This is a genomic window from Caenimonas soli (assembly GCF_013155545.1).
In the GTDB taxonomy this organism is placed as follows: domain Bacteria; phylum Pseudomonadota; class Gammaproteobacteria; order Burkholderiales; family Burkholderiaceae_C; genus Ramlibacter; species Ramlibacter soli.
The window spans coordinates 595447-619245 of the sequence record NZ_JABJVV010000001.1 but is presented as its reverse complement, the minus strand read 5'-3'; the positions used below and the strand labels follow the sequence as shown (position 1 = coordinate 619245).

At 65.1% G+C, this 23799-nt stretch carries 28 protein-coding genes and 1 pseudogene; 13 read left to right on the top strand and 16 right to left on the bottom strand.

All coding sequences use genetic code 11. The features are described 5' to 3' along the window. The first annotated feature begins 66 nt into the window (after window positions 1–66). Entirely contained in the window at window positions 67–969 is a 903-nt protein-coding gene (locus tag HNE04_RS03060) for a LysR family transcriptional regulator (RefSeq protein ID WP_172216603.1), read from the top strand. A gap of 93 nt (window positions 970–1062) precedes the next feature. Then, entirely contained in the window at window positions 1063–2121 is a 1059-nt protein-coding gene (locus HNE04_RS03055) for an alpha/beta hydrolase family protein (RefSeq protein WP_207717400.1), read from the top strand. 79 nt (window positions 2122–2200) lie between these two features. On the opposite strand, the gene HNE04_RS03050 is transcribed toward HNE04_RS03055, so the two are convergent. Further along, window positions 2201–2464, bottom strand: a complete 264-nt coding sequence (locus tag HNE04_RS03050) for a hypothetical protein (RefSeq protein WP_172216601.1) — start codon at window positions 2462–2464, stop codon at window positions 2201–2203. A 154-nt stretch (window positions 2465–2618) separates the two neighbouring features. Here HNE04_RS03050 and HNE04_RS03045 point away from each other — a divergent pair, with 154 nt between their 5' ends. Both HNE04_RS03045 and HNE04_RS03040 read left to right on the top strand, forming a co-directional pair. Continuing rightward, the gene (locus tag HNE04_RS03045) at window positions 2619–2798 is read left to right on the top strand and encodes a DUF3606 domain-containing protein (protein WP_172216600.1); all 180 of its coding nucleotides are present in this window, start codon (window positions 2619–2621) and stop codon (window positions 2796–2798) included. Between the two features lie 121 nt (window positions 2799–2919). Then, the gene (locus HNE04_RS03040; RefSeq protein ID WP_172216598.1) at window positions 2920–4146 is read left to right on the top strand and encodes a vanadium-dependent haloperoxidase; all 1227 of its coding nucleotides are present in this window, start codon (window positions 2920–2922) and stop codon (window positions 4144–4146) included. Window positions 4147–4151: 5 nt separating this feature from the next. On the opposite strand, the gene ppk2 is transcribed toward HNE04_RS03040, so the two are convergent. Beyond that, window positions 4152–5057 carry a polyphosphate kinase 2 gene (ppk2, locus tag HNE04_RS03035; RefSeq protein ID WP_172216596.1) on the bottom strand — a complete coding sequence of 302 codons (906 nt, stop codon included), beginning with the start codon at window positions 5055–5057 and terminating at the stop codon, window positions 4152–4154. A gap of 121 nt (window positions 5058–5178) precedes the next feature. Between ppk2 and HNE04_RS03030 the strand changes: the two genes are divergently transcribed. Both HNE04_RS03030 and HNE04_RS03025 read left to right on the top strand, forming a co-directional pair. Next, on the top strand, window positions 5179–6030 hold the full coding sequence (locus HNE04_RS03030) for an endonuclease/exonuclease/phosphatase family protein (protein WP_172216595.1): 852 nt from the start codon (window positions 5179–5181) through the stop codon (window positions 6028–6030). Window positions 6031–6044: 14 nt separating this feature from the next. Next, a complete protein-coding gene (locus HNE04_RS03025; protein WP_172216593.1) occupies window positions 6045–7796 on the top strand; it encodes a SulP family inorganic anion transporter in 1752 nt (583 codons plus the stop codon). Between the two features lies 1 nt (window position 7797). Here HNE04_RS03025 and HNE04_RS03020 read toward each other — a convergent pair whose 3' ends face one another. Beyond that, the gene (locus HNE04_RS03020; protein WP_172216591.1) at window positions 7798–8634 is read right to left on the bottom strand and encodes a PPK2 family polyphosphate kinase; all 837 of its coding nucleotides are present in this window, start codon (window positions 8632–8634) and stop codon (window positions 7798–7800) included. 10 nt (window positions 8635–8644) lie between these two features. Continuing rightward, complete coding sequence (locus HNE04_RS03015) at window positions 8645–10690, bottom strand: M3 family metallopeptidase (protein WP_172216589.1); 2046 nt, start codon at window positions 10688–10690, stop codon at window positions 8645–8647. Between the two features lie 29 nt (window positions 10691–10719). Between HNE04_RS03015 and HNE04_RS03010 the strand changes: the two genes are divergently transcribed. Then, window positions 10720–10938 (top strand): hypothetical protein, encoded by a 219-nt coding sequence (locus tag HNE04_RS03010; protein WP_172216587.1) that lies wholly within the window; start codon window positions 10720–10722, stop codon window positions 10936–10938. On the opposite strand, the gene HNE04_RS03005 is transcribed toward HNE04_RS03010, so the two are convergent. The 7 genes and pseudogenes from HNE04_RS03005 to HNE04_RS02975 all read right to left on the bottom strand — a co-directional run. Then, window positions 10915–11196, bottom strand: coding sequence for a GIY-YIG nuclease family protein (locus HNE04_RS03005; protein WP_172216585.1), 282 nt, complete (start codon window positions 11194–11196; stop codon window positions 10915–10917). The genes HNE04_RS03010 and HNE04_RS03005 overlap by 24 nt on opposite strands. A gap of 39 nt (window positions 11197–11235) precedes the next feature. Next, complete coding sequence (locus tag HNE04_RS03000; protein ID WP_172216583.1) at window positions 11236–11439, bottom strand: dodecin family protein; 204 nt, start codon at window positions 11437–11439, stop codon at window positions 11236–11238. A gap of 124 nt (window positions 11440–11563) precedes the next feature. Beyond that, entirely contained in the window at window positions 11564–11953 is a 390-nt protein-coding gene (locus HNE04_RS02995) for a hypothetical protein (RefSeq protein WP_172216581.1), read from the bottom strand. Window positions 11954–12095: 142 nt separating this feature from the next. Then, the gene (locus HNE04_RS27925) at window positions 12096–12368 is read right to left on the bottom strand and encodes a 2Fe-2S iron-sulfur cluster-binding protein (protein ID WP_328700248.1); all 273 of its coding nucleotides are present in this window, start codon (window positions 12366–12368) and stop codon (window positions 12096–12098) included. A 34-nt stretch (window positions 12369–12402) separates the two neighbouring features. Then, complete coding sequence (locus HNE04_RS02985) at window positions 12403–13080, bottom strand: SRPBCC family protein (RefSeq protein WP_235964717.1); 678 nt, start codon at window positions 13078–13080, stop codon at window positions 12403–12405. Between the two features lie 157 nt (window positions 13081–13237). Then, window positions 13238–13975, bottom strand: a complete 738-nt coding sequence (locus tag HNE04_RS02980) for an ABC transporter substrate-binding protein (RefSeq protein ID WP_172216579.1) — start codon at window positions 13973–13975, stop codon at window positions 13238–13240. 4 nt (window positions 13976–13979) lie between these two features. Next, window positions 13980–14186 (bottom strand): annotated as a pseudogene (locus HNE04_RS02975) (FCD domain-containing protein); the annotation flags it as partial. A 219-nt stretch (window positions 14187–14405) separates the two neighbouring features. Here HNE04_RS02975 and HNE04_RS02970 point away from each other — a divergent pair. Further along, window positions 14406–15215 carry a class I SAM-dependent methyltransferase gene (locus HNE04_RS02970; protein ID WP_172216577.1) on the top strand — a complete coding sequence of 270 codons (810 nt, stop codon included), beginning with the start codon at window positions 14406–14408 and terminating at the stop codon, window positions 15213–15215. Window position 15216: 1 nt separating this feature from the next. On the opposite strand, the gene HNE04_RS02965 is transcribed toward HNE04_RS02970, so the two are convergent. The 3 genes from HNE04_RS02965 to HNE04_RS02955 all read right to left on the bottom strand — a co-directional run bounded on the left by HNE04_RS02965 (window position 15217) and on the right by HNE04_RS02955 (window position 17762). Then, a complete protein-coding gene (locus HNE04_RS02965; RefSeq protein WP_172216575.1) occupies window positions 15217–16209 on the bottom strand; it encodes an acrylyl-CoA reductase family protein in 993 nt (330 codons plus the stop codon). Between the two features lie 231 nt (window positions 16210–16440). Next, a complete protein-coding gene (locus HNE04_RS02960) occupies window positions 16441–16866 on the bottom strand; it encodes a DUF1810 domain-containing protein (protein WP_172216573.1) in 426 nt (141 codons plus the stop codon). Window positions 16867–16868: 2 nt separating this feature from the next. Beyond that, window positions 16869–17762: a LysR family transcriptional regulator gene (locus tag HNE04_RS02955; protein ID WP_172216571.1), complete on the bottom strand. Its 894-nt coding sequence runs from the start codon at window positions 17760–17762 to the stop codon at window positions 16869–16871. A 100-nt stretch (window positions 17763–17862) separates the two neighbouring features. Between HNE04_RS02955 and HNE04_RS02950 the strand changes: the two genes are divergently transcribed. Beyond that, the gene (locus tag HNE04_RS02950; RefSeq protein WP_172216570.1) at window positions 17863–18279 is read left to right on the top strand and encodes a cupin domain-containing protein; all 417 of its coding nucleotides are present in this window, start codon (window positions 17863–17865) and stop codon (window positions 18277–18279) included. Window positions 18280–18288: 9 nt separating this feature from the next. On the opposite strand, the gene HNE04_RS02945 is transcribed toward HNE04_RS02950, so the two are convergent. Continuing rightward, window positions 18289–19236 (bottom strand): phosphotransferase family protein, encoded by a 948-nt coding sequence (locus HNE04_RS02945; RefSeq protein WP_268904835.1) that lies wholly within the window; start codon window positions 19234–19236, stop codon window positions 18289–18291. A 2-nt stretch (window positions 19237–19238) separates the two neighbouring features. Further along, window positions 19239–20147 (bottom strand): Cof-type HAD-IIB family hydrolase, encoded by a 909-nt coding sequence (locus HNE04_RS02940; RefSeq protein WP_172216568.1) that lies wholly within the window; start codon window positions 20145–20147, stop codon window positions 19239–19241. A 224-nt stretch (window positions 20148–20371) separates the two neighbouring features. Between HNE04_RS02940 and HNE04_RS02935 the strand changes: the two genes are divergently transcribed. The 4 genes from HNE04_RS02935 to HNE04_RS02920 are packed head-to-tail and all read left to right on the top strand — an operon-like array spanning window position 20372 to window position 23799. Further along, window positions 20372–21367: a tripartite tricarboxylate transporter substrate binding protein gene (locus HNE04_RS02935; RefSeq protein ID WP_172216567.1), complete on the top strand. Its 996-nt coding sequence runs from the start codon at window positions 20372–20374 to the stop codon at window positions 21365–21367. 28 nt (window positions 21368–21395) lie between these two features. Then, a complete protein-coding gene (locus HNE04_RS02930; RefSeq protein ID WP_172216566.1) occupies window positions 21396–22151 on the top strand; it encodes an SDR family NAD(P)-dependent oxidoreductase in 756 nt (251 codons plus the stop codon). 10 nt (window positions 22152–22161) lie between these two features. Continuing rightward, the gene (locus tag HNE04_RS02925; RefSeq protein WP_172216565.1) at window positions 22162–23022 is read left to right on the top strand and encodes an IclR family transcriptional regulator; all 861 of its coding nucleotides are present in this window, start codon (window positions 22162–22164) and stop codon (window positions 23020–23022) included. A gap of 9 nt (window positions 23023–23031) precedes the next feature. Next, window positions 23032–23799 (top strand): HpcH/HpaI aldolase family protein, encoded by a 768-nt coding sequence (locus HNE04_RS02920; RefSeq protein WP_172216564.1) that lies wholly within the window; start codon window positions 23032–23034, stop codon window positions 23797–23799.

Here is a 23799-nt window from a genome sequence, read left to right as displayed (position 1 = left end):
GTGATTAAAGTCGCCGCGGCGCTATGATTCAAACGATTTATTCCAATCAAGTGATTGGCTCGCCTCATGAATGTCACCCTCCGCCAGTTGCGGGCCTTTGTTCTCGTTGGCCGGCTTGGAAACTTCACCCGGGCCGCGCAGGCGATGCACGTCACCCAGTCTGCCTTGAGCTTGCTGGTGCGGGAACTCGAAGTGGCGATGAATACCCGCCTGCTCGACCGCACGACGCGTACCGTGAGCCTCACCGCGGCCGGCAGCGAGTTCTTTGCAGGGGCCCAGCGCATCCTGAGTGACCTCGAGAGCGTGATCGACGGGGTCGACAAGCTCGTGGCCAAGGAGCGCGGAAGAGTCGTGATTGCTGCGCCGCTCGTGCTATCGAGCACGTTTCTGCCGCCCGTGCTGGCAGCATTCAAAGCGCTTTATCCCGGCATCGAACTCGTCTTGAAGGATACGTTGCCGATGCAGGTTTTGCCTCTGGTGCGCGGCGGGGCGGCCGACCTGGGCATAGGGACCTTCTCTGCGACCGAGGTGGACCTGGAGCGGCTGCTGCTGTTCACGGAAGCCATGGTCGCAGTCTTTCCTGTTTCGCATCCCTTTGCCTCCATGAAGCGTCTCACGTGGGCAGACCTGGCCTCTGCGCCCATCCTCACGCTGCGCAGCGGCAGTGTCTTCAGGGATCTGGCCGAGGCGGGATTCTCATCCGTTGGATTGCCGCTGCAACCGGCTTTCGAGGCCGATTACGCCGGCTCGCTCATTGGATTGGTGGCTGCGGGCTTGGGCGTCGCCATCCTCCCCGGCTATGCCACGTCGTTGACCGACAAGAGCCGGATCAGATGGCGCCGACTGGAGAAGCCGCTGGTCGAGCGGCAAGTGCTGCTGGTGCGCAAGGCGGGATCCTCGGTCTCGCCGGCGGCCCAGGCTTTTGTCGATTTCCTTGCCAGCCAGAAGCATGCCACCGGCCACTCATAAGGCCGCCTCATGAATCCATGATTTCTCTTCGTTGGACATCGAGGCAACGCGTGACCACACTTTCGCCAGCGAAAACTATCCTGGAGACAAGTCATGCAAAACCCCCGATTCACGAAGCTGCTTTCAGCGTTCACACTTGCACTCGCCGCCATTGGCGGGGTGCCGACTACCTGGGCTGCGAGCCTGGGAGCACCCCTGAACCTCGCCGATGAAGGCGCCTTCTTTGTCGGAGGCCGCAATACCATGTCCCGCTTTCCTGGCGTCTCACCCGCCGGCCCGGTGCCACCCGGCACCGTGGTGGTGGACCAGATGTACGTTCACTACCGGATTCCCGCGAACCAGACCAGCAGGATCCCTGTCGTGCTGGTCCACGGAGGCGGCCTGACGGGCGCGAGCTACGAAACGACGCCCGATGGCCGCGAGGGATGGGCGACCTACTTCGCACGCAAGGGCCATGCGGTTTATGTCGTCGACACACCCGGCCGCGGGCGAGCGGGATTCAATGCGTCAGCGCTCAATCAGGCGAAGATCGAGTCCGACGCCAAGGCCCTTCCGCCCCCCATGCTGATGGTGACGGCTGAACTCGCATGGTCGCTGTTTCGCTTCGGACCGACCCATGGGACTGCTTATCCCGGCAGCCAATACCCCATTCAGGCCGCATCGGCGTTCGGCGCGCAGGGCGTGCCCTTTGCCGAAGTGACGCTGGAGGGCGGCGCCATGCAAACGGCGCCCCGTGCGCTTGCCGCCTTGCTCGACAAGATCGGCCCGGCGGTGGTGGTGGTCCACTCCTTGGCGGGGCCTTTTGCCGATGCATTGGTTGCGCTGCGGCCAGGCCTGGTGCACGCGGTCGTGAATATCGAAGGTGCTCAGGCCATCGTCCCGACCGATGCACAGATCGCCGCGTACAAGGGGGTGCCGGTACTCGAACTCTTTGGCGACTACCTGGATGCCCCGGTCTTTACCGCGCGCACTCGTTACGAGGCGCGCAAGCTGGTGGTGCAGCGGATCAACCGCAACGAAGGTGGCCGAGCCACCCTGGTGGCTCTTCCCGAGGTCGGCATCAAGGGCAATTCGCACATGATGATGCAGGACAGGAACAACCTGCAGGTCGCCGATTTCATCCTGAAGTGGCTCGGCGAAAACCAGAAATGAAATGAGGGGCTAGATAGGCCAGATCTTGCCCATGAGCAGCCCGTGGAGGCCGTCGCCGCTTACACGATCGCCGACAGCCTCAAGGCTTGTGCCCGAGAATCTCGCCGACGTTGGCGCGCGGCTCGGCCAGCGGATCGGGCTCCTGCGCGCCGGGCGGCATGTCGCGCGGGGTGCTGCGCTCGGGTTTGTTCTTGGCCTCAGGAGCCGATGGAATGCCGACGCTGGCCGGGTCGCCGGTCAGGCTGTGCGTACCTATGGGTCCTCCGCGTTTCCTGGCGGCGGGTTTCTCGTCCGCGGCATGCCAGGGTTGGGGTTCGCGTTCGCTGCGTTCAGGATCGGTCATGGCTGCTCCTGCTGGGTTGGGGCCGCCTTACGCGGCCGCGTGTCCCATTGTTCTCCCGCGCAATGGCAGCGGGTGTCGGACCAGTTCGGCATTCAGGGTTGGACACCTCGACAGTTACCTGTCACAGTGGGCCACCACAACACTAGGCGGCAATATGGCTAAATCTGGCGTCGACCCGACCAAGAGCGGACCCGAGATCAAGCTGCCTACCGAACACGACCACGAGGTCGAGTTCCTGATGCGCGCCACCGGCCGCAGCCGCGTCCAGGTGCTCAACGCGATCAAGGTGCGCGGGCCAACGCGCGAGGCGATCCTGCGAGCGCTTGCGCGCTAGGGGTAGCGCCGAGCAGCCGCTGCTGTCGAGCCTGTAACGCTTTATCTCTTGCTTTGCGCCTCCTGCGCGCGAGGCATACAGTTTCCGCCGCAGCGGGTTCGCCGCGTCATAGGAGACCAGGATGCAAATCCCAGTGATGGGCCGGAGGCATTGGCTTGCGCCCTTCCTTCTGGCAGCGCCTTTGTACGCCATCGCCAACCCGGTACTCGAATGGAACGACATCGCCATCAAGGCGGCAGTCGCTTCCAGACAAGGGCCGACGCTAACGACGCGCAGCATGGCGGTGGTCCATTCCGCCGTGTTCGACGCGGTCAACGCCGTCCAACCCAAGTACCAGAAGTTCAAGTTCACCGGCACAGCGGCGCCGAATGCGTCCATCGATGCCGCGGCGGCGGCTGCGGCCCATGCGGCGCTGGTCAAGCTCTACCCGGACCAGCGCGCCACCTTCGACCAGGCGCTCTCGGCGTCGTTGGCGAAGCTGCCGGAGGGAGCGCCCCGCAACGACGGTGTCGCGGTCGGCCAAGCGGCCGCGCAGACCATCCTCACCTGGTGCGCCGATGACCGCGTGGGCGCGGTCACGCAGTACCGCCCGATCACCACCCCCGGGTCTTACGTGCCCACGACGCTGCCTGTCGCGCATGACTTCGCGCTGTCTCGTCCGTGGCTGCTGAAGAGCGCGGACCAGTTCCGTCCGCCCCCGCCGCCGGCGCTCGCCAGCGAGACGTGGGCCCGCGACTTCAACGAGATTCAGCAGATCGGCGCCCGAGCCTCCACCAAGCGCACAGCCGAACAGACACAAGTGGCGCAGTTCTGGGTGATTACCGGTGCGCCGGCGTTCAACGGCCTCATGCGCCAGGCCGTGGAGCAACGCAAGCTGGGTACCCTGGAGTCCGCGCGGGTCGCCGCCCTGGTCTACATGGCGTTCAACGATGCACTGGTGGCCGTGTTCGACGCCAAGTACACCTACAACTTCTGGCGACCCATGACTGCCGTGCGCAACGGCGACCAGCATGGCAATCCCGCAGTCAAGCGTGATGCGGGCTGGCTGCCGCTGGTCGATGCGCCCATGCACCCGGAATATCCCTGCGCGCATTGCATCAGTGCCGCCTCGGTGGGCCAGGTGCTGCAAAGCGAGCTGGGCGATGTGGTTGGCCCCCTGGAGATGGTGAGTCCCACTTTGCCCGGCGTGACGCGCCGCTGGAACAAGGTGTCCGAGTTCGTGCAGGAGGTGTCGGACGCCCGCGTATGGAGCGGGGTGCACTATCGCTTCTCCACCGAGACAGGGCAGAAGATGGGCAAGGAGATCGGCCAGTATGCGGTGAAGAACTACCTGCAGCCGCTGCGCTAGAACCGTCAGTACTTGGCCGGAATAAACAGTTCCTTGGGCACCGGCCTGCGCGAATATTCCTTGTGCCGCACGCGTTCGGGCAGCTGCACGACGGGGTGCTCGATCTCGCTGTAGGGCACCTGCGAGAGCAGGTGGTCGATGCAGTTCAGGCGGGCCTTCTTTTTGTCGTCGCCTTCCACCACCCACCACCTGGCTTCGGGAATATGGGTGCGCTCCAGCATGATTTCCTTGGCCCGGGTGTAGGCTTCCCAGCGCCGTCGCGATTCAAGGTCCATCGGGCTGAGCTTCCACTGCTTCAGCGGGTCCCGGATGCGGCTTATGAACCTCAGGTGCTGCTCCTGGTCCGAGATGGAAAACCAATACTTGATCAGCTGGATGCCCGAGCGCACCAACATCTTCTCGAACTCGGGCACCGTGCGGAAAAATTCTTCGTATTGTTCGTCGGTACAGAAGCCCATGACACGCTCGACGCCCGCGCGGTTGTACCAACTGCGGTCGAACAGGATGATTTCGCCCGCGGCCGGCAGGTGCGCGGCGTAGCGCTGGAAGTACCACTGGGTGCGTTCACGGTCGTTCGGAGCCGGCAGCGCGGCCACCCGGCAGACTCGGGGGTTGAGGCGCTGCGTGATGCGCTTGATGACCCCACCCTTGCCCGCCGCGTCGCGCCCCTCGAACAGGATGACGATCTTATGCCCGTTCGCCACGACCCAGTCCTGCAGCTTGACCAGTTCGCCTTGCAGCCGCAACAGCTCGGCGAAATAGCGCCGGCGCTCCCGTTTCTCCTGTTCCGTTAGCGCGACTTCCAATCCGTCGCTGTCGAAGGGGCGGTCTTCCAGCTCGAGCTCGAGTTCCTCGTCGTAACTGTCCACCACCTCGCGCTGCATGCGCATTGCAATCTCGTCGTCGTTCATCAGACCAGTCTAGTTGCTGGGCTATGGCCCAGGGGATCTTTTGGTGACAGGCGAAACAGTTTCTAGCGAGTGCTTGTGCTGGGGACTGTTCAGATCAGGCTTTGTCAGGACAGGAGCAGACATGAAGCTCATCACCTGGAACATCCAGTGGGGCCGGGGAGCCGACGGCCGCGTGGACCTTGATCGCATCGTCGCCCATGCGCAGCGCTTCGCGGACTTCGACGTCCTGTGCCTGCAGGAGGTATCGGCCGGCCACCACCAGCTTCCCGGCTGCGACGGAAGCGATCAGTTCGAACAGCTCGCGGCAAGACTTCCGGGCTACGAGCCAGTCGCCGGGGTGGCGGTGGACACGCTCGGCACGGCGGGCGAGCGCCGCCGGTTCGGCAACATGCTGTTCTCGCGGCTGCCGGTGCGGCAGGTGTTTCGGCACCTCCTCCCCTGGCCCACCGAGGACGGTGTCATGAGCATGCAGCGGGTCGCGATCGAGGCCACGCTCGACACGCCGCTCGGCCCGCTGCGCGTCACGACGACACATCTCGAGTACTACTCGCCGCGCCAGCGTGATGCCCAGATCGATCGCTTGCGCGAGTTGCACCGCGACTCGGTGGCGCGCTCGCATATGAGTCAGCCCGGCGACGCGTCGCATGGTCCATTCGAAGCCATGCCACATGCCGCCGCGGCAGTCCTGCTCGGCGACTGCAACTTCAGGCCCGACGAGCCTGATCACGCGCGGGTGCTTGCGCCGATCGACTCAGCGACACCGGCCTACCAAGATGCTTGGGAAGTCACCCATCCCGGTCGCGCGCACGAGCCCACGGTGGGCGTGCACGACAAGGCGCAATGGCCGGGCCCACCGTTCACTTTCGACCTTATCTTCGTCAGCGCGGACATCGCGCACCGTGTTCGCGATGTTCGAGTCGACGGCACCACGGACGCGTCCGACCACCAACCCGTTCTGGTCGAATTGGCCTGAGGTCGGGCCAGTTCATGAGCGATTCGAAGCCTTTGCGGCGCGCCGCACGCCAGACCGGGTGGGCGCGCTGGCTTCCTGGGATCGATAGCATTCGAGGGTACGAGATTGCCTGGCTTCACCACGATGTCCTGGCCGGACTGGTGTTGACCGCGGTGCTGGTGCCGGTCGGCATCGCTTATGCGGTCGCCTCGGGGGTTCCGGCCATTTGCGGCCTGTACGCCACCATCTTCGGGCTGCTGGCCTATGCCTTGTTCGGGCCCAGCCGCGTGCTGGTGCTCGGACCGGATTCCTCGCACATCGCCCTTATTCTGGGCGTCGTGCTTCCGCTATCCGCCGGGGACCCCCAGCGCGCAATGACCCTGGCTGCGTTGATGGCCGTTGTCTCCGGCTGCGTATGCGTCCTGGCAGGACTCGCCCGACTGGGCTTCATCACCGAGCTGCTGTCCAAGCCCATTCGCTATGGGTACATGAACGGCATCGCGTTGACCGTGTTGGTCAGCCAACTGCCCGCACTGTTCGGCTTCTCGGTCGAGGGCCGCGGCCTCTTGAGTGCGTCCCGGGCATTCGTGGAGGCGATTGTGGCGGGTAGAACCAACTGGGTAGCGCTGGCACTCGGCGCCGGAACGCTCGCCACGATCTGGCTTCTCAAGCGCAGCAAGCAACTTCCAGGCGTCTTGATAGCGGTCGCCGGCGCCACCGTCATCGTCGCGGCTTTCGATCTGGCGGCGCGTTTCGGCGTGTCCGTCCTCGGGGCATTACCCCAAGGCCTGCCGGCGCTTGTGTTCCCCTGGATCGATTCGGGCGACGTCGTCCCGGTGCTGCTCGGCGGCCTGGCCATAGCCTTGGTCTCGTTCGCCGACACGAGCGTGCTCTCTCGCACTTACGCCGCGCGGAAGGGCGCCTTCGTCGATGCCAATCAGGAGATGGTCGGTCTCGGAGCTGCCAATGTCGCAGCCGGGCTCTTCCAAGGCATGCCGGTGAGCGCGAGCGCTTCACGCACGCCGGTTGCGGAGGCCGCGGGTGCCAGGACTCAACTCGCGGGTGTAGTGGGCGCGCTCACGGTGACTGCATTGCTGATGTTCGCGCCGAATTTGCTCCAGAACCTGCCCAAGGCGGCTTTGGCCGCAGTCGTGATTGCCTCCGCCCTCGCGCTGATCGAAATCGCCGACCTGCGAAGGATTTATCGCATCCAGCGCTGGGAGTTCTGGTTGTCCATCGGCTGCCTCGCCGGCGTAGCCGTACTGGGCCCGATCCAGGGAATTGCACTGGCTGTCGTGATTGCCGTCATCGAGTTTCTCTGGGACGGCTGGCGCCCTCATTCGGCCGTGCTGGGTCGCGTCGATGATCTCAAGGGCTACCACGACATCACCCGGTATCCACAGGCTCGCACCATCCCGGGCCTGGTGTTGTTCCGGTGGGATGCGCCGCTTTTCTTCGCTAACGCCGAGTTGTTCCGTGACCGGGTGCTTGACGCGGTGGCGGCATCGCCCACGCCGGTGCGCTGGCTCGTGGTTGGCGCCGAACCGATGACCAGCGTCGACGTCACCGCCGCCGACACCTTGGACGAACTGGACCGGGAGCTGGACGCCGCAGGTATCGATCTGTGTTTTGCCGAAATGAAGGATCCCGTCAAGGACAAGCTCAAGCGCTTCGGCCTCTTTTCCAGGCTGGGCGAGGAGCGGTTCTTTCCAACGATGGGCCAAGCGGTCAGCTCCTATCTCAAGGCCCACTCGGTCGAATGGGTGGACTGGGAGGACCGGCGTTGACTCATTTGACCCGGGCGGTGGCAATCTCCGGCGCGGGCGGCGGGTAGCGCAGCTTCATCGACTTCAGGGTGTCGCGCACGATGGTGCCGATCATCAGGTTGCGATGGGTCTTGGAATCCGAAGGCACGATGGTCCAGGGAGCGACGTCGGTGCTGGTGGCGCCGAGGAACGCCTCGTAGGCCTTGCGGTAAGCGTTCCACTGCCGGCGAACCTGGAGGTCGTGCGGAACGAATTTCCAGGCTTTGGCCGGATCGTCGATGCGGGCCTGCAGGCGCTGCCCCTGCTCCTTGCGGCTGATGAGCAACATGAACTTGAGCACCACAGTCCCGGTTTCGACCAGCATGCGCTCGAAGTCATTGATCTGCCGGAAGCGTTGGTCTGTCTGCTCGCGCTTCAGCGTGCCTTCGACGACCGGCACCAATACATCCTCGTAGTGGCTGCGGTTGAAGATGGTCAATTCACCGGCCGCCGGTACGCGATGGTGGATCCGCCACAGGAAATCGTGCGCCCGCTCTTCGTCGGTGGGGGCGCGCCAGCTGTAGGCGTGCACGCCCAGGGGGCTCACCTGTCCGAGCACACCGCGGATGGTCCCGTCCTTGCCGGACGCGTCCATGCCCTGCAGTATCACCAGCAGCTTGTAGCGCTTGTCGGCGAACAGCATGTCTTGCAGTTCGTTGATTTCCGACGCCAGTTCCTCGACGGCGAGCTTGTCTTGGTCCTTGTCCCCCGTAGAGAACGGTGTAGCGGCTGGATCGAGCCCGGACAGCGGGAAGGGCTTGCCCTTATCGCTGCGAGGCTGCCAGTGTTGAAGCGCTTGGACGGTATTTTTTTTGGGCATCCGCGACTCCTCAAGTGTGTCCCACCAACCCGCGCTTCTTCAGCATCGCCTCCACCATCGCATCCCTTCCCCGGAACGCGCGATAGGCATGGGCGGGCTTGCTCTTGCCGCCGGTGCTGTAGATATGCAGATGCAGCCGCTGCGCCGTTTCGGGGTGGAACGGATCGCCGCTCTCGGCGAAGGCATCGAAGGCATCGGCCTCCAGAACCTCCGCCCACATGTACACATAGTAACCAGCCGCGTAGCCGCCTGCAAACAGGTGCCCGAAATGGGTGAGGTGGTGGCGCAGCCCGATGTCTTCGGGCACGCCGAGCAACTTGCACTGCTGCGCCTCGAATTCCGCGATGTCCACGGGCGTGCCGTTCGGCAGGCTGTGCAAGGCCATGTCGATCAGCGCGGGGCCGGTGTACTGGATGGTGGCCCAGGCCTGGTCGAAGCGCCGCGCGCGCAGCAGCTTGTCTATCAAATTATTTGGGATCGGCTCGCCCGTCTGCCAATGGCGCGCGTGCTGCTGCAGGATCTGCGGCTCCAGCGCCCAGTTCTCGAACAGCTGCGAGGGCAGCTCGACGAAGTCGCGCAGCACGCTGGTGCCGGACAGGCGTTCGTGCCGCACCTGCGACAGCAGGCCATGCAGGGCGTGGCCGAATTCGTGGAACAGCGTCCTGACGTCGTCGAAGCTCAGGAGGGTAGGGCTGGCCTTGGCGAAATTGTTGTTGTTGATGACGATGGGCAAGGTGCCGCCATCGATGCCCGACTGGCTGCGAAAGACGCTCATCCAGGCGCCGCTGCGCTTGGATGCGCGGGCATAGTTGTCGCCCAGGAAGATGCCGACCAGGGCGTTGTCGCGGCCCCGCACCTCCCATAGCCGCACGTCGGGGTGGTACAGGCCCGGGCTGGCCTGCTCGACGAAACGCAGGCCGAATAGCCGCCCCGCGCAATCGAACATCGCCGCGATCATGTTGTCCAGCGTGAAATAGGGCTTGAGCGCCGCATCGTCCAGATCGAACTGCTGCTGCCGCACCTTTTCGGCCACGTAGCGCCAGTCCCAGGCCGCGATGGGCGTAGGCTCGCCCAGGCGTTTTGCCGTTGCCGTCAGTAGCGCGCGATCGTCGGCCGCCTTGGCCTTGGCCGGCTCCCAGGCCTTGCGCAGCAGGTCGAGCACCGCGGCGGTGTCCTGGGCCATACGGTCGGCCAGCGCGTAATCGGCGTAACTGGCATAGCCGTGCAGCCCGGCCAGTTCCTGGCGCAGGGCGACGATGCCGGCCGCGACGGGGCGGTTGTCGTGTTCGCCTTCATGGGCGCCGCGCGCTACGCGTGCCCGCCACACGATCTCGCGCAGGTCGCGGCGCGATGAAAAGGTCAGGAATGGCTCGGCCAGTGAGGGCGACAAGGTGATGGCATAGGCTTCGGCGCCCAGCCCGCGCTCGAGCGCGGCGGTGCGGGCGGCCGAGCGCACGGAGTCGGGCAGGCCGGCCAGATCGGCTTCACCGTTCAGCTGGAGCGCCCAGCTCGACTCCTCGGCCAGCAGGTTCTGGGCGAACCGGGTGGTGAGTTGCGCAAGCTCCTGCGTGATCTCGGCGTATCGACTGCGCGATTCCGGTGGCAATTTGGCGCCGGAGAGCACGAAGTCGAAGTGAACGCGTTCCAGCAGCGCCAGATCTTCATCCTGGAGGCCAAGGGAATCGCGCCGGGCGTGCACAGCGGCGATGCGATCGAACAGCCCGGCGTGCATATAAATCGCATTCCGGTGGGCGGCCAGGCGTGGCGCCATTGCCCGCTCGACGGCCTGCAAGGCCGGGCTGGTCTCGCTCGACGTCAGGTTGCCGAACACCTTGCTGATCCGGGCGAGTAGGCGCCCGCCGCGATCCAACGCCTCTACGGTGTTGGCGAACGTGGCCGGCGCCGCCTCAGCGGCGATCGCATCGATCTCGGCCAGCTGCTCGCGCATCGCCACTTCGAAGGCGGGTTCGAAATGCTCGGGCTTGATGTCACTGAAGGGCGGAAGGCCGTACGGATGAGTCCAGGCCTGGAGCAGGGGATTGTTGGCGTTTGGCATGGGATGATTTTGCCGGGTATCGTGCTGCAATGGACTTGCGGGTTGAATGCGACGTGGGACCGCTGGCCGAACTCGAGCCCAGCGTGATCTGGTTTGGCAGCAGGCGTGTCGTGGTTCAGTCGATCATCGACCGCTGGTATGGCTCGGGCCGCCGCTGGTGGAAGGTGGACACGGAAGACGGCCTGTACGTTCTGCGCCGCGAGAACGGCAGCGGCGCGTGGGAATTAGCGGCAGTCGTGCGGGAGTAGGGAGCGGGCAAAGAACTTCAACTTCTCGGCACGAGGCAATTGCTTGAGCGCGTACTCTGCGCTCAGGGCCGAGCCCTTGTCGGGATACTGCCGCGCGGCCACGATCCGAATTGGAGGGTTGGCCCGGGTGTAGCGCGCTCCGCGCCCCAGTACGTGCAGTGTGAATCGGTGCTCCACATCGAGGGCGACGCCGGCGTAATAACTGCCGCCCTCGCACTCCAGGAGGTAGAGCCAGTACGGCGGCGGGTCTGAATCCATCCTGCCAGTATGCCCGCCCGTGGTCCGACGGACCTGCGATCAATCCGCGAGGATGAACGTCACCTTCAGGATCACCTTGTATCCCGTCACCTTGCCATTGTCGATGGTCACTTCCTGGTCTTTGACCCAGGCGCCCTTGACGTTCTTCAGGGTCTTGTTGGCGCGCTCGACGCCCTGGACGATCGCGTCCTGGAAACTCGTGCCACTGACACAGCTGATTTCGGTGATGCGTGCGACGGTCATGATCTTGCCTCCACGGTTGAGACCCCGATGCGGGATCTGAAAGGGCAGTCTGCGCGCCTCGCGCCCCGGTGGCAAGCCATCCACGAAACGGCCCGGCACGAAACCGGCCGGGCCTTGGCGAAGCTCACTGCGCCAAGCGGGCAGCGATGGTGCCGCTGGGTGCGCTGCGGCGCATCTGCGCGAAGTAGCTCGAGCCGCTGTCTTCGCCGGTCAGCATCCGCACTTCGTTGCGCGCGGCCTTGTACTCGGACCTGACCTGTTCGGCCGTGAGGGTGCTCTGGAATGGGCGGGCATCGTTGTGCTGCATCGTCCATTCGCTGGCCGCGACGGTGATCTGGCCGCGCTGGCCCATGAGTTCAGCCTGCACGTCGGCCCGGCTGCGCGTGCTGACGAAGACCGTGGTGTCGATGGTCGGGGTTTCGGCATACGCGCTGGTGGTCAGGAAGGCAGCCGCAACCGTAGCGGCTGCGACGGTCGAGGCGAAGGTGATGGCGGATGCGATACGGTGGTTCATGGTGGACTCCTCGAGCGAAAGGGTAATCGGGCTGGGGGGCTTCGCTCCGGGCCCACCCGTTCCGGTGACGGATGGAGTATGGGAAGCTCCGGTATTCGCGGCACATTCAACGTGTTCCGCTTTTGTAATCCGGATGTAGCCGTCAGCCGCTGATGACCAGGTCAGCCTCTGGGTACGCCACACACGGAAGGATCCAGCCCTCGGCCTTTTCCTCGGCCAACAGGCCCGGCCATTCGATGCGGTAGGTAACGCGACCGCTCAGAAGCTGCCTCATGCACGTGCGGCAAGTCCCGTTGCGGCAGGAACTGGGAAACTCAACGCCGGCCGCAGCGGCGGACAGAAGCAACGGCTGGTCCGAGGCGGCATCGAAGATGATGCCGCCCGGCTCGAGGCGGATACGGTGGATGACGGTCACCCGCCGATGGTACCTAGCCGCTGAGATCGCAACCTCAGTGCTGCGCCACAGAGCCGCGCCAAGCGCCGGCTTCCACGCCGCGCGCTTCGATCAGGTCCTTGAAGCGCTTCAGATTGCTCTTTGTCATCAGCTTGACGCCGCCCAATGCGCCGCCGATTCTTTCCTCGGTGGTCTCGGGCTGATAATCCATGTGCAGCATGAGCTTCGTGCGCGAATCCGAAAGCTTGTGGAAGGTGACGACGCCTGAGTTCTTGACTCCGCTCGTGCTGCGCCACGCGATGCGCTCGTCCGGGACCTGCTCGGTGATCTCGGCGTCCCACTCCTTGGGTTTGCCAGCGACCCTGGCGCGCCAATGGGTGTGCGTTTCGTCGAGCTGCTTCACTTCCTGAACGCTGTCCATGAACCTCGGAAATTCCTCGAACTGGGTCCACTGCTTGTAGGCCACGCTGACGGGAACGTTCAGCTCGATGGACTCTTCGACCGATGCCATCGCGCCTGGTCCGCGCATTCTCTTCAGCTGCGCCGATACTAGCCATCCGCCGGCTAGCAGCGCAGCGACCGTGGCGGTAGCCGTGCCGACCGGCAGATGGGTGCCGCTCGGCTCCTCGACGGGCACGGTGGGAGCCGATGCGTGCCGCCTTTTCATCATCAGATTCGACAGAAGCAGTCCACCGAGCGCCAGTGCAGCGATGGCAGGAAATTTTCTCCGCATGGTGATTCCCCTTTCAAAGAAAGTTGATCCGTGATGCGTTGCTACGCCGTTTGATAATGGGCAACTATCTCGTGCACATTGCAACAGAGCGCAAACATGCACTCAGCATCGGCGCTCGCCGGAGACGAAATTACATGGCGATTCGCACTGTTGGCGGCTATGCCTCGGCAGGCGCGACCGAAGCACCTTCTATGCCGTGCCGCTTGAGCGCTTCGCTGACGAAGCCGCTGGCCTTCATGTCTTCCACGAACTGTGCAAGAAGCGTCGCCGCTTCCGCGCCCCGGCTCTTGGGCAGGCCCATCGCCTGCTGGATCACCATGAAGCGCCCCGGCAGCAAGCGCAGGCCCGGCAGGCGCCGGGCATCGGCCTCCAGTTGCTGCCGCACGCCGGCCGCGATCTCCACGCCCTGCTCGACGAAAAGGTCGACCACAGCCGGCGAGGTGGGGGCACGCACGATTTCCGCGTGCTTCAGCTCGCGTGTGAGGAACAGGTCGTAGGCGCTGCCCTTGCCGACCACGACACGGCGGCCGGGCTGGTCGACTTCAGCGTTCGATTGGAGGGCGGAGTCCTGCCGCACCAGGTAACTGCCCTCGATCAGTACGTAAGGCGCTGTGAAGGCAATGTGCTCGCCGCGCAGTGGATCGACGGCAAAGAAGCCGATGTCGGCACGTTCCTGCGTCACCGCCTCCACGGACTTGCCCGCCGAGTCGAACACCACCAGTTCGATCGGCAGCCCCAGGCGTTGTGCGAAAGCATGGGCCAGGTCGATCGAAACGCCGAAGGGCTTTCCGGTTGCCGGGTCCTTGTTGGCCAGGATGGGGTTGCCAAGGTTGATGGAGGCGCGCAGCACGCCGGTAGGGGCGATGCGTTGCAGCAGTTCGGGCGCGATGTTCATGGCGTCAGGGCTTCAGGAGGTTGGAAATCTTCGTCAGGTTCTTCAGGGTACTGGTCAGGTGGGCACGCAATGCCTCGGCGGCTTCGTCGTTGCGCTCCTGCTCCAGTAGTTCTAGCACATCCAGATGCTGCTGGCAGTGCTGCCGGTAACGCTGGCGGTCCTGCGTCGAGCGGTAGGAGAGCAGGCGGCGCACGCGGTTGACGCGGCGGATGAGAGCGCTTGCCCAGCCTGCCCGACGTCCCGACCATGACCGAGCTCGGCTATCCGCAAGATCACCGGCCCCGGCAACGAGATCGGCGGCGGCACGCCGGAAGAGTTCGCCGCGTTCATCACCGCGGAGAGCAAGCGCTGGAGCGCGCTGGTGAAATCGGCCGGGATCAAACTGGACTGATGTCGCCGGATAATTCCTGATCCACACGAGGAGCCAGGAATGACCGATAGCGCCAAAGAAACCTGGGGTTCTGGTGACGCCTACGAGCAGTGGGTGGGGCGCTGGAGCCGTCCGGTGGCCAGCGAGTTTCTCGTATGGCTGGACAATGAATCGGGCCTGGCCTGGGGCGACGTGGGCTGCGGAACAGGCGCGCTCACGGAATGCATCCTCGCCAGCCGGCACCCGGCCTCGATCATCGCCATTGACCGCGCGGAAGGCTTTGTTCGTGCTGCGCGCGAGAGGGTCAAAGACCCGCGGGCTCAGTTCGACGTGGGCGACGCGCTGGCACTGGGCTGGCCGGACGGCGCCTGCGACGCCACCGTGTCGGGGTTGGTACTGAATTTCGTGCCGGACCCCAAGGTCATGGCAGCCGAAATGGTGCGGGTGACGCGTCCCGGAGGCACGGTAGGCGCCTATGTCTGGGACTACGGCGGCGGCATGCAGATGATGAGGAATTTCTGGGATGTGGCGGTGCAGCTTAATCCTCAGGATTCCAAACTCGATCAGGCCGAGCGCTTTCCGATCTGCCAGCCTGACCCCCTCGAGTCGCTGTTTCGCGAGGTGGGACTGAACTCGGTGTCCGTGCGTGCCATCGACATCCCCACGGTCTTCCGCAACTTCGACGACTACTGGACTCCCTTCCTGGGGAAGCAGGGCGCGGCACCCACGTACCTTGCGGGGCTCGACGCGGCCGCCCGGGATCGCATACGGGAGACCTTGAAGGGGCGGCTTGCATCGGCCGGCGACGGGCCCATCGCACTGACCGCCCGGGCGTGGGCGGTCAAGGGTGAAGTTCCGAAGCGGCCGTGATCTACCGGCGCGCTCCCATTTCGATCACCGTCCGGCCCTTGATCCGCCCGCCGGCCACTTCCTCGATCAGTGCCGGCAATTCCTCGAACGGCGCGACCCGCGCGATCTTCGCGAGGTGACGCGGCTTCAGGTCGGTGGCGAAGCGCTCCCACAGCCGCGCGCGCAGCGGCGGTTCGTTGTCGGAGTTGACGCCGATCAGCCGCACGCCGCGCAGGATGAACGGCAGGACGGTGCTGGTGAATTCAATGCCCATCGCATTGCCCAGGCTCGCGATGACGCCGTCACGCTGCATCGTGCGGATGAGGTCCGCCAGGGCCTGCCCGCCGAGCGAGTCCACCGCGCCCTGCCATGTCGCCGCTTCCAGCGGCCGCTTGCCGACGGAGAGCGATGCGCTGTCGATCACTTCGGCCGCGCCGAGGCCGAGCAGGTAGTCGCGCTCGTTGGTCTTTCGGGTGGCCGCAACCACCTCGTAGCCGCGCTGCGCCAGCATGTCGATGGCGATGCTCGCCACGCCGCCGGAGGCGCCATTCACCACCACCTTGCCGCGTGAGGGCGCCAGGCCGTTGTGCTCCATCAGCTCGACGGCGAGCCCCGCGGTGTAGCCGGCGACACCGATGGTGATCGCGTCCAGCGCGCTCAGTCCCGGCGGTACGAGGTTGACCCAATCTGCCGGCACGCGCGTCAGGCCGGCATAGCCGCCATGCTGGGATACGCCGAAGCCATGGCTGTGCACGATGACGGTGTCGCCTGGTTTGAAGCGCGGCGAATTGGAGCTCTCCACCGTGCCCGCCGCGTCGATGCCGCCCACGCACGGATAACGCCGGATGATCGGCGCCTTGCCGGTCGCGGCCAGCGCGTCCTTGTAGTTGATGCTCGCGTAGTCGATGCGCACGACCACGTCGCCCGGGTCGAGCTGCGAACGGTCCATGTCGGTGAATGCGGCGCGGACCTGGGCGTCCTGGCGCGAGATGAGGTAGGCGCGAAAGGTGTCCATCACAAAATACCTGGGCTTGAGCACGGGCATATCCCGCATATGGATGGTACCGCCCCATCCGATCTGACGATGGGCCTCTTGGGGGCTCTGGACGCCGGGGCGGACACCGTGGTGCTAACGGATAGCGGTGGCAACGTGGTCGAAGGTCCGGGCTTCAATGTGTTCGCGGTCAGCCGCGCTACAGCCGGGCCGTGCGGTACACGCGGCCGTGATGTCGGCACTCGGCCCTGATCAGCGAGCAAGGCTGACGGTGAGTGGATCCGGCTGGCCGCCGTAGTACTTGTCCAGGCATTGCGAGAACAAGGCCTCGTCCGGCGCGGCCTGCCTGAACAAGGTCAGGCAGGACCGAAACTTGAGGTCGTCGGGATGTCCCAGGATCTCGTGGATGTTTCGGTTTTGCACGTCCAGCAGCAAGGCGCAACACCCCAGCAGACGCGGGCCCAGGACCGGATGGGCCAGGTAGGCGCGGGCCTCGGCCAGCGAGGCGATGCCGAAACGCTTGGCCATGGCACTCATGCCCAGCGCCTCGAGCTGCGGGAAGATGAACCACATCCAGTGGCTGGTCTTGCGGCCGCGCCGCAACTCCTCATAGACGTCGTCGATCACCGGCGCCTGGGCGGCGACGAATCGTTCCAGATCGAAGGGGTCCTGGTGCACGCCTACCCCGTCAATATCGGCCGAAGCGTCGCCGTTTCCTGCACCATGAACTCGAAGAACGAGGCCACCCGTGGCGTGCGACGCAACTGCCGGGTGGTGAGGATGCGCCAGATCCTCGTGAGCTCGGGCACCGGGCCGAAGAGGCGCACCAGGTCCGGCTCGGCGTCCCCGAGTGCTGTGGGCAGGGCGGCCAGGCCGACGTTGGCCTTGGCGGAATGCACCATGCCCAGGACGCTGCCGCTGGTCACGACGATTCTTGCGTTGGGCGCTGCCTGGCGTAGCCATTGGGTGGAGCGGTGGTTCGGCATCGAGGCGTCCAGTGCGATCCAGTCGTGCCCCGCCGCGGCCTGCACCGATTCGGGAGCGCAGTGCTTTTGCACATACCCGCGCCCGGCGTAAACCGCCCACAGCGATTCGCCCACCTTGCGGCCGACCAGTTTGTTATCGACCGTGTCGCCCGAGCGCAGGGCCACGTCGGCTTCACCTTGCGTGAGATCGACGTAGTGGTCCGTGGTGACGAACTCCACGCGCAGGCCGGGGTGGCGTGCCCCCAGGCGGTCCAGCAATGGTGAGCGGGTGATGCGTGCCACCAGCGGTTCGGGGCAGGTGAGGCGCAACAAGCCGTTGACTTCGCGCGCCGACAACCGGATTTTTTCCTCCAGGCCGGCCACTTGACGCTCAACGCCCTGGGCCAGGGGCAGCAATTCCTCGCCATAGGCGGTCAGCCGGTAGCCGCTGGGATGACGCTGAACCAGGGGCTGACCGATGCGCCTTTCCAGTTCCGCAAGGCGCCGCTGCACGGTGGATTGATCGATGCCCAAGGCCCGTGCGGCCGCCGTCGTGCTGCCGTGCCGAGCCACCGCCAGGAATGGCTTGAGATCGTCCCAGTCGAACATTCGCACCCCGCAGTCTTGCGGCCCCATTATGCAAACGCGCGGCTGTTGCGCGGGCAAGGAATTTTCTAGACTTGACCCACATCGATTCGAGGAACCCGCCATGCATACCATCCTGCCGCGCGCCGCAGCCATCCTGCTGCTTTTGGCCAACTGGGCGATACCGGCTTTTGCCCAGCAGCCCGGCCTGGCCCGGCCGAGCCAGGTGCTTTCGGAAATGGTCGAGCAGATGCCGCGTGGCGAGCGGCAGCAGGTACGCGTCCTCACGGCAGCGTTCCAGCCGGGCGAGCGCACGGTCTTTCACACGCATCGCTCACCCGTCACCGTGTATGTGCTGGAGGGCCAGTTCACGCTCGAACTCGAAGGCCGGCCACCCATCGTGGTGGGCCCCGGCCAGGCGTATGTGGAGCCGCCCCACGTGAAGATGACGGGCTACAACCGCAGTTCGTCGGAGCCGCTCAAGGTGGTGATCTTCTACGTCAGCGACCCGGGCACGCCGTTCCTGGACTCGGTGCACTAGGAGCGGCGCCTAGAACGCCATATCGAACACGCCGCGCAACCGGGCCTTGAGCCAGGCGACGCGCTTGCGCTCACCCGCGTCGAGCGCTTGCTGGATCGCCCAGGCATAGTTGAGCAGGTTGAGCACGCGCATCACTGGGGCCAGCCGCTCGAAGCGAGGGGGCGACAGGCCATAACCTTCGAGGAAAGCTTCCTTGTCGTCGGGGCCGAGATCATGAAGCGCGATCGCGAGGTCCCAATACGGCGGCGGCGCGGACAGGCAGTTGTCCCAGTCGAGCAGGGCGACGATGCGGCCGTCCTCGGGCGAGACGATCACGTTCTTCAACCGCAAGTCGCCGTGTTGCAGCACCGGCCGGCGCTTCCAGCCGCGCATCTGCTCAAGCGTGGCCTGCAGCGCCTGCCATCCGGCGTCCGGCAGCACGTGCAAGCTCTCCAGCAGCTGAAGGCGCTCGTCCACGTGTAGTTCGTTGTCGAGGAATTCGGCCCAGCGCGGCCAGAGTTGCCGTCCCGGCCCGGTGCTGCCGATCGCGCGGCCGAAGCCGTGGCTGCGTATCCGATGGATGCGGGCGGCGTACTGGCCGAGCTCGCGCAGAACGGAGGCCGAGTCGCTCCAGTGCGTCGCGAGAATGCCGCGCGCCTCTTCCAGGATCATGAACGGGCGATCGCGTTCCAGCCCGATCTCGAGCACGCGCGGCGTCGGCACACCGGCTGCGCGTGCCTGATCCATGGCCCAGTCCTCCTTGCGATAGTCGGCCAGCTTGTCGGGGTCGCTGTGGAGCCGAACCACCACGTGTTCCTGGCCCTTCAGCTCGGCGCGATAGACCTCGTTGTTCAAGCCACCCCCGAGAGCCTGCAGGCGGCGAGGGCGCTCGCCCAGGTGGCGCCGAACGATTCGGGCGGCGAGTCGGTGGTCCGTATCGGCGGGTGCCGGAGCTTCGTGCGGTCCGGCGGTAACCATCGTCAGGCCGCCGAGTCGGCAATGGCCAGCAGCAATTCGCCGAAAGCCGGCGCGTCGGGCAGCCGCACGGTGTCGTACTTTCCCTTGAAGCCGACGTCCTGGTTACCCACGATCGCAGCAAGGCCCACCTCGTTCAGAAAGGTATCGGTTTCGGCGTCACCTGCACCGACGCTGTCGGCCAGCGAGATGCCGAGCGCCGACGCGAGCGTGATCGCGCCATGCCGTTTGTCGATGCCGAGGTGGGTCACGAAGCGCGTGCGCTCGGTGTGCTGGTAGGCCATCAGCCGGTCCTGCGGCGCATCGATCAGCAGGAACACCATGCACTGCGGCTCTGCGCGCAGGTCCGCCTCGAGCTGATCGACGCTGCCGGAGAACACCCGGCTGGCGCTGCGGTACTTGGCCTGCACATGCGCGACGCGCTGCGGATCGGGCGTCCAGATCAATTCTCCTTGACGCCAGTCCCGCGGGTAGAAGAAGACCAGCAGATCGTCCGCTCCTTGCTCGCACAGGCCCCGCACGCCGGTCAGCACTTCGGTGAGCTCTTCGGCCGTCAGCGTGAAAGCCTCGATCTCCTCGAAAGCCAGCTCGCCCCCATCCGCCGTCACGATGCGACCGACGAGGCTGCCCTTGAGCGACACGACCAGCATGTCGCAGCCCGATGCACGGCGCCACTCGGCGCCGAACACCCGCATGATCGACAGCGGAAAGCGCAACGTGTTGATGAGCACCTCGCGGCCCGTCGCATGCACGCGCTCCAGGCCCATCTCGACGCTTCTGGACAGGATGACGCGGCCCTCCCGCTCGTGCACGGCGGTGCCGTCCAGATCGGTCATCACCGCGCCGCGTTCGGCAAACCGCGAATCGCGCAGGAAGCGCTGCAGTCGTGGCAAATAGTCCAGAAGCTCGTCCATATGGGCTGCCCAGTGAGGCTGTTGCGAGCTACATGATGACCGCGCCGGGAGCCCGGCCTTGTCAGCCGGGGACTGATTCCGCCAGACACTTCCCAGGCGCAGTGGACGCACCGACTACGGGTTTGCCCCTATACCGGCACCAAATCCAAGCGAGACAATGGCGTGCATATACGCAACATTTGTTCGCATTCCGATCATATCGGACAGAAACCAAGGAAACCCTTATGAAGTTCAACGCTGGAATACCAGTCATCGCGTCGTTGGCGATGGCATTGTTCGCTTCGCTTACCCCGACACAGCAAGCCTTCGCGCAAGTGCAGAAGCCCTACGCGCTGCCTGAAGGCAACATCACCATGCTTATTCCCGTCGCCCCGGCGGGCGGAACCGATCTGACGTTCCGGGCGCTCATGGAGGCGACCCGCAAGCACCTCGACAAAACCATCGTCGTGCTGAACCTGCCCGGTGCCGGCGGCGCTGTCGGACTGGCCCAGGCCGCGATCAAGCCCGCCAACGGCTTGAACATCAACTCCTACACCTCCGAGATCTTCACGCTACCCATCTTCCAGCCGCTGACCTTCTCCGGCAAGGACTTCCGACCGATCATCCTGGTCAACGAAGACCCGGCCTGCCTGGTGGTTCCGGCCGACTCCAAGCTCAATACCCTGGAAGCCTTCATCGCCGAAGCCAAGGCCCATCCCGGCAAGATCAGCGTGGGCAACTCGGGTTTCGGCAACATCTGGCACATCTCCGCGGCGGCGTTCGCGAAGAAAGCCGGAATCGAGCTGAACCAGATCCCGTACAACGGCTCCGCGCCGACGGTGCAGGCGGTTCTGGGTAACCACATCGAAGCCTTCGTCGCTAGCCCGCCCGAGGTCGCCTCGCAGGTGGAAGCCGGCAAGATGAAGATCCTGGCCGTGATGTCTGACAAGCGCAATGCCAAGTTCCCCGACGTGCCGACGCTGAAGGAAAAGGGCATCGACCTGACGATCGGCACTTGGCGGGCCATCGGTGCGCCAGCGGGCACCCCGGACGAGGCCGCCAAGGTCCTGCACGATGCGTTTGCCAAGGGCATGCAGGAAAAGTCGTTCGTGGACTTCATGAACGGCCGGGGCCTGACCATCCGCTACATGGGCACCAAGGAGCTCACCGACTTCGCCGCGCGCGAGCGTCCGGTGTATGAGGCGCTGGCCGCCGAAATCAAGAAGACGCAGAAGCAGTAAAAGCGCATTTCACAGCCAGGAGCAGCCGATGCCGGAACAACCATTCAAGGGCAGCGTCGTCGTCGTGACCGGAGGCGCCGCCGGCATTGGCAAGGCCGTGGCGCAAGCCTTCCTGGCCGAGGGCGCGACCGTGGCCGTCCTCGACCGCGATGTGAGCGACGCCCCTGAAGGCGTGACGGGGCTACAAGCCGACGTTACGAGCGATGCCGCCGTGAACTCCGCCATCCAGTCTTTTGGCGACAAGCAAGGGCGCATCGACGTGCTGGTGGCAAATGCCGGCGTCAGCTATCCGGCGACGGTGGAACAAGGGCCGCTGAACGACTGGCAGCGGATCTTCGACATCAACGTGCTGGGCTACGTGCGCGCGATCCGCGCGGCGCTGCCTTACCTGCGCCGGTCCAAGCACGCGGCCATCGTCAACATGTCCTCGTGCACCGTCGCTACCGGGCTGCGGCGCCGCGTCCTTTATTCGGCAACCAAAGGCGCGATTGACGCAATGACGCGCGCCATGGCAGCCGACCTGCTGCACGAAGGCATCCGCGTCAACAGCGTGAGGCCGGGCACGGTCAACACGCCCCTCATCGGCAAGCTGATTGACGAAGCGCCGGACCCGGCCTTGCAGCGGCAGGTTTACAACGACCGGCAGCCGACGGGCTTCATGGTCCAGGCGGAAGAGGTGGCGCGTGCCGTCCTGTATCTGGCCGACCCGCGAGCTCGCTCCACGTCCGGCTCGATTCTGACTGTCGATGGCGGTCTGGCATCCTTGAGGCTATTCGACTCATGAACAGCCTCCCATGAACGGTTCGACCCCGCCCGCAGCGGCAAGCCGCAGGGCCGACGACAAGCCCAGCCCCGCCGACAACCCGAAAAACGTCGTCAACTCGGTAATGAAGGCCTTTGCCGTGTTGCATGCGTTCCGTGCCGAGCGTCCGGCGATGACGGTGAGCGAGATCGCCGCCGCAGGCGATCTCGACCGCGGCACCGCATTTCGCCTCATCCACACCCTGGTGGCGCTCGGCTATCTCTCGGCGGTGCCCGTCCGCAAGTACCGGCTCACGCTGAAGTGCCTCGAACTCGGCTTCATGGCGCTATCGTCGCACGACCTATGGGCGCACGCACAGCCGCTGTTGGAGGCCTGCGTGCCGGACTTGGCGGACGCCGCCTCGCTCGGCGTGCTGGACGGGGCCGACGTGTTGTACCTGCAGCGCGTCGACAAGGGCCTGGCGCGTCACACCGTCGACCGCCGGCCGGGCCGCCGCATCCGCGCCTATGGCGCTGCCCTCGGACACGCGATGCTCGCCTTCCTGCCGGAGGCGGAGCAGATTCGCATCCTGGAAAGCGCGGAACGCGTCAAGCTTTCCGACCGCACCCTCACCGAACTCGGCGACTTGATGCAGCGGCTGCGGGAGGTGCGGGAACGCGGCTATGCAGTATCCGATGGCGAGAACGCCTACGGCCTGCGCACCGTCGCCGTGCCGGTGTACGACGCGGCCGGCGTCCCGGTTGCGGGCATCAGCCTGACCATCGATGCGAGTCGCATGTCAATCGAACAACTGGTCGCCACGGCCACCCCTAGGGCCCTGGCTATCGCATCTGAACTCTCCCGCGCGCTGCGTTTTTCCGGCGGCGCAATCGCGGTCAATATCCCCAAGTAAAGGCTTTTCGTGCAAACCTCCACCAACCGTTTCAAGCAGGCATTGCTTCAAGGGCGCCAGCAGATCGGCTTTTTCTCCACGCTCGGCAGCCCCACGCTGGCCGAACTGTTCGCCGGTTGCGGCTTCGACTGGATCCTGATCGACACCGAGCATTCGCCCAACGACATGCCGGAGACCATCGCGCAGTTGCAGGCCATGGCTGCGTTCGATGTCAGCCCGATCGTGAGGCCGGCTTGGTCCGACATGGTCATGATCAAGCGATTGCTCGATGCCGGGGCGCAGACCCTGCTGATTCCCTGCGTGCAATCGGCCGAAGAAGCGCGCTCTGCCATTAGCTACACGCGCTATCCGCCGAGCGGCGTGCGGGGCGTTTCCGGCAGCTCGCGCGCCGCCAACTACGGCCTGAACACGAACTACCTCAAGACCTGCGAATCCGAGCTCTGCGTGATCGTGCAGATCGAAACCCTGGAAGGGTTGCAGAACCTGGAGGCCATTGCCGAGGTCCAAGGCGTTGACGCCGTCTTCATCGGCCCGGCCGACCTCGCCGCCTCGATGGGGCACATTGGCAACGGCCAGCACCCTGAAGTGCAGGCGGCAGTGGAAGACGCCTTCCGCCGCCTCAAGGCGATCGGCAAGCCGGCCGGCTACCTGACGCTGAACGAGGAGGAGGCCCAGCGGCGCATCGGGCAGGGGGTGGAAATCGTCGGCGTGGCCACGGACACTTCGATCATCACCCGCGGCGCCAAGGCGCTGGTGCAGCGGCTGGCGCCGCGCTGA

Excerpts from the sequence above, each read along its gene's own strand:
- HNE04_RS03010 (WP_172216587.1), top strand. The coding sequence starts at position 10,720 with ATGGACTTGCGGGTTGAATGCGACGTGGGACCGCTGGCCGAACTCGAG.
- HNE04_RS03055 (WP_207717400.1), top strand. The coding sequence starts at position 1,063 with ATGCAAAACCCCCGATTCACGAAGCTGCTTTCAGCGTTCACACTTGCA.
- HNE04_RS03030 (WP_172216595.1), top strand. The coding sequence starts at position 5,179 with ATGAAGCTCATCACCTGGAACATCCAGTGGGGCCGGGGAGCCGACGGC.
- HNE04_RS02940 (WP_172216568.1), bottom strand. The coding sequence starts at position 20,147 with ATGGACGAGCTTCTGGACTATTTGCCACGACTGCAGCGCTTCCTGCGC.
- HNE04_RS03020 (WP_172216591.1), bottom strand. The coding sequence starts at position 8,634 with ATGCCCAAAAAAAATACCGTCCAAGCGCTTCAACACTGGCAGCCTCGC.
- HNE04_RS02945 (WP_268904835.1), bottom strand. The coding sequence starts at position 19,236 with ATGGTTACCGCCGGACCGCACGAAGCTCCGGCACCCGCCGATACGGAC.
- HNE04_RS03040 (WP_172216598.1), top strand. The coding sequence starts at position 2,920 with ATGCAAATCCCAGTGATGGGCCGGAGGCATTGGCTTGCGCCCTTCCTT.
- HNE04_RS02955 (WP_172216571.1), bottom strand. The coding sequence starts at position 17,762 with ATGTTCGACTGGGACGATCTCAAGCCATTCCTGGCGGTGGCTCGGCAC.
- HNE04_RS02965 (WP_172216575.1), bottom strand. The coding sequence starts at position 16,209 with ATGGACACCTTTCGCGCCTACCTCATCTCGCGCCAGGACGCCCAGGTC.
- HNE04_RS02950 (WP_172216570.1), top strand. The coding sequence starts at position 17,863 with ATGCATACCATCCTGCCGCGCGCCGCAGCCATCCTGCTGCTTTTGGCC.
- HNE04_RS02970 (WP_172216577.1), top strand. The coding sequence starts at position 14,406 with ATGACCGATAGCGCCAAAGAAACCTGGGGTTCTGGTGACGCCTACGAG.
- ppk2 (WP_172216596.1), bottom strand. The coding sequence starts at position 5,057 with ATGAACGACGACGAGATTGCAATGCGCATGCAGCGCGAGGTGGTGGAC.
- HNE04_RS02985 (WP_235964717.1), bottom strand. The coding sequence starts at position 13,080 with ATGCGGAGAAAATTTCCTGCCATCGCTGCACTGGCGCTCGGTGGACTG.
- HNE04_RS03050 (WP_172216601.1), bottom strand. The coding sequence starts at position 2,464 with ATGACCGATCCTGAACGCAGCGAACGCGAACCCCAACCCTGGCATGCC.
- HNE04_RS03005 (WP_172216585.1), bottom strand. The coding sequence starts at position 11,196 with ATGGATTCAGACCCGCCGCCGTACTGGCTCTACCTCCTGGAGTGCGAG.
- HNE04_RS02925 (WP_172216565.1), top strand. The coding sequence starts at position 22,162 with ATGAACGGTTCGACCCCGCCCGCAGCGGCAAGCCGCAGGGCCGACGAC.
- HNE04_RS03025 (WP_172216593.1), top strand. The coding sequence starts at position 6,045 with ATGAGCGATTCGAAGCCTTTGCGGCGCGCCGCACGCCAGACCGGGTGG.
- HNE04_RS03045 (WP_172216600.1), top strand. The coding sequence starts at position 2,619 with ATGGCTAAATCTGGCGTCGACCCGACCAAGAGCGGACCCGAGATCAAG.
- HNE04_RS03015 (WP_172216589.1), bottom strand. The coding sequence starts at position 10,690 with ATGCCAAACGCCAACAATCCCCTGCTCCAGGCCTGGACTCATCCGTAC.
- HNE04_RS02980 (WP_172216579.1), bottom strand. The coding sequence starts at position 13,975 with ATGAACATCGCGCCCGAACTGCTGCAACGCATCGCCCCTACCGGCGTG.
- HNE04_RS02930 (WP_172216566.1), top strand. The coding sequence starts at position 21,396 with ATGCCGGAACAACCATTCAAGGGCAGCGTCGTCGTCGTGACCGGAGGC.
- HNE04_RS03000 (WP_172216583.1), bottom strand. The coding sequence starts at position 11,439 with ATGACCGTCGCACGCATCACCGAAATCAGCTGTGTCAGTGGCACGAGT.
- HNE04_RS02995 (WP_172216581.1), bottom strand. The coding sequence starts at position 11,953 with ATGAACCACCGTATCGCATCCGCCATCACCTTCGCCTCGACCGTCGCA.
- HNE04_RS03060 (WP_172216603.1), top strand. The coding sequence starts at position 67 with ATGAATGTCACCCTCCGCCAGTTGCGGGCCTTTGTTCTCGTTGGCCGG.
- HNE04_RS02935 (WP_172216567.1), top strand. The coding sequence starts at position 20,372 with ATGAAGTTCAACGCTGGAATACCAGTCATCGCGTCGTTGGCGATGGCA.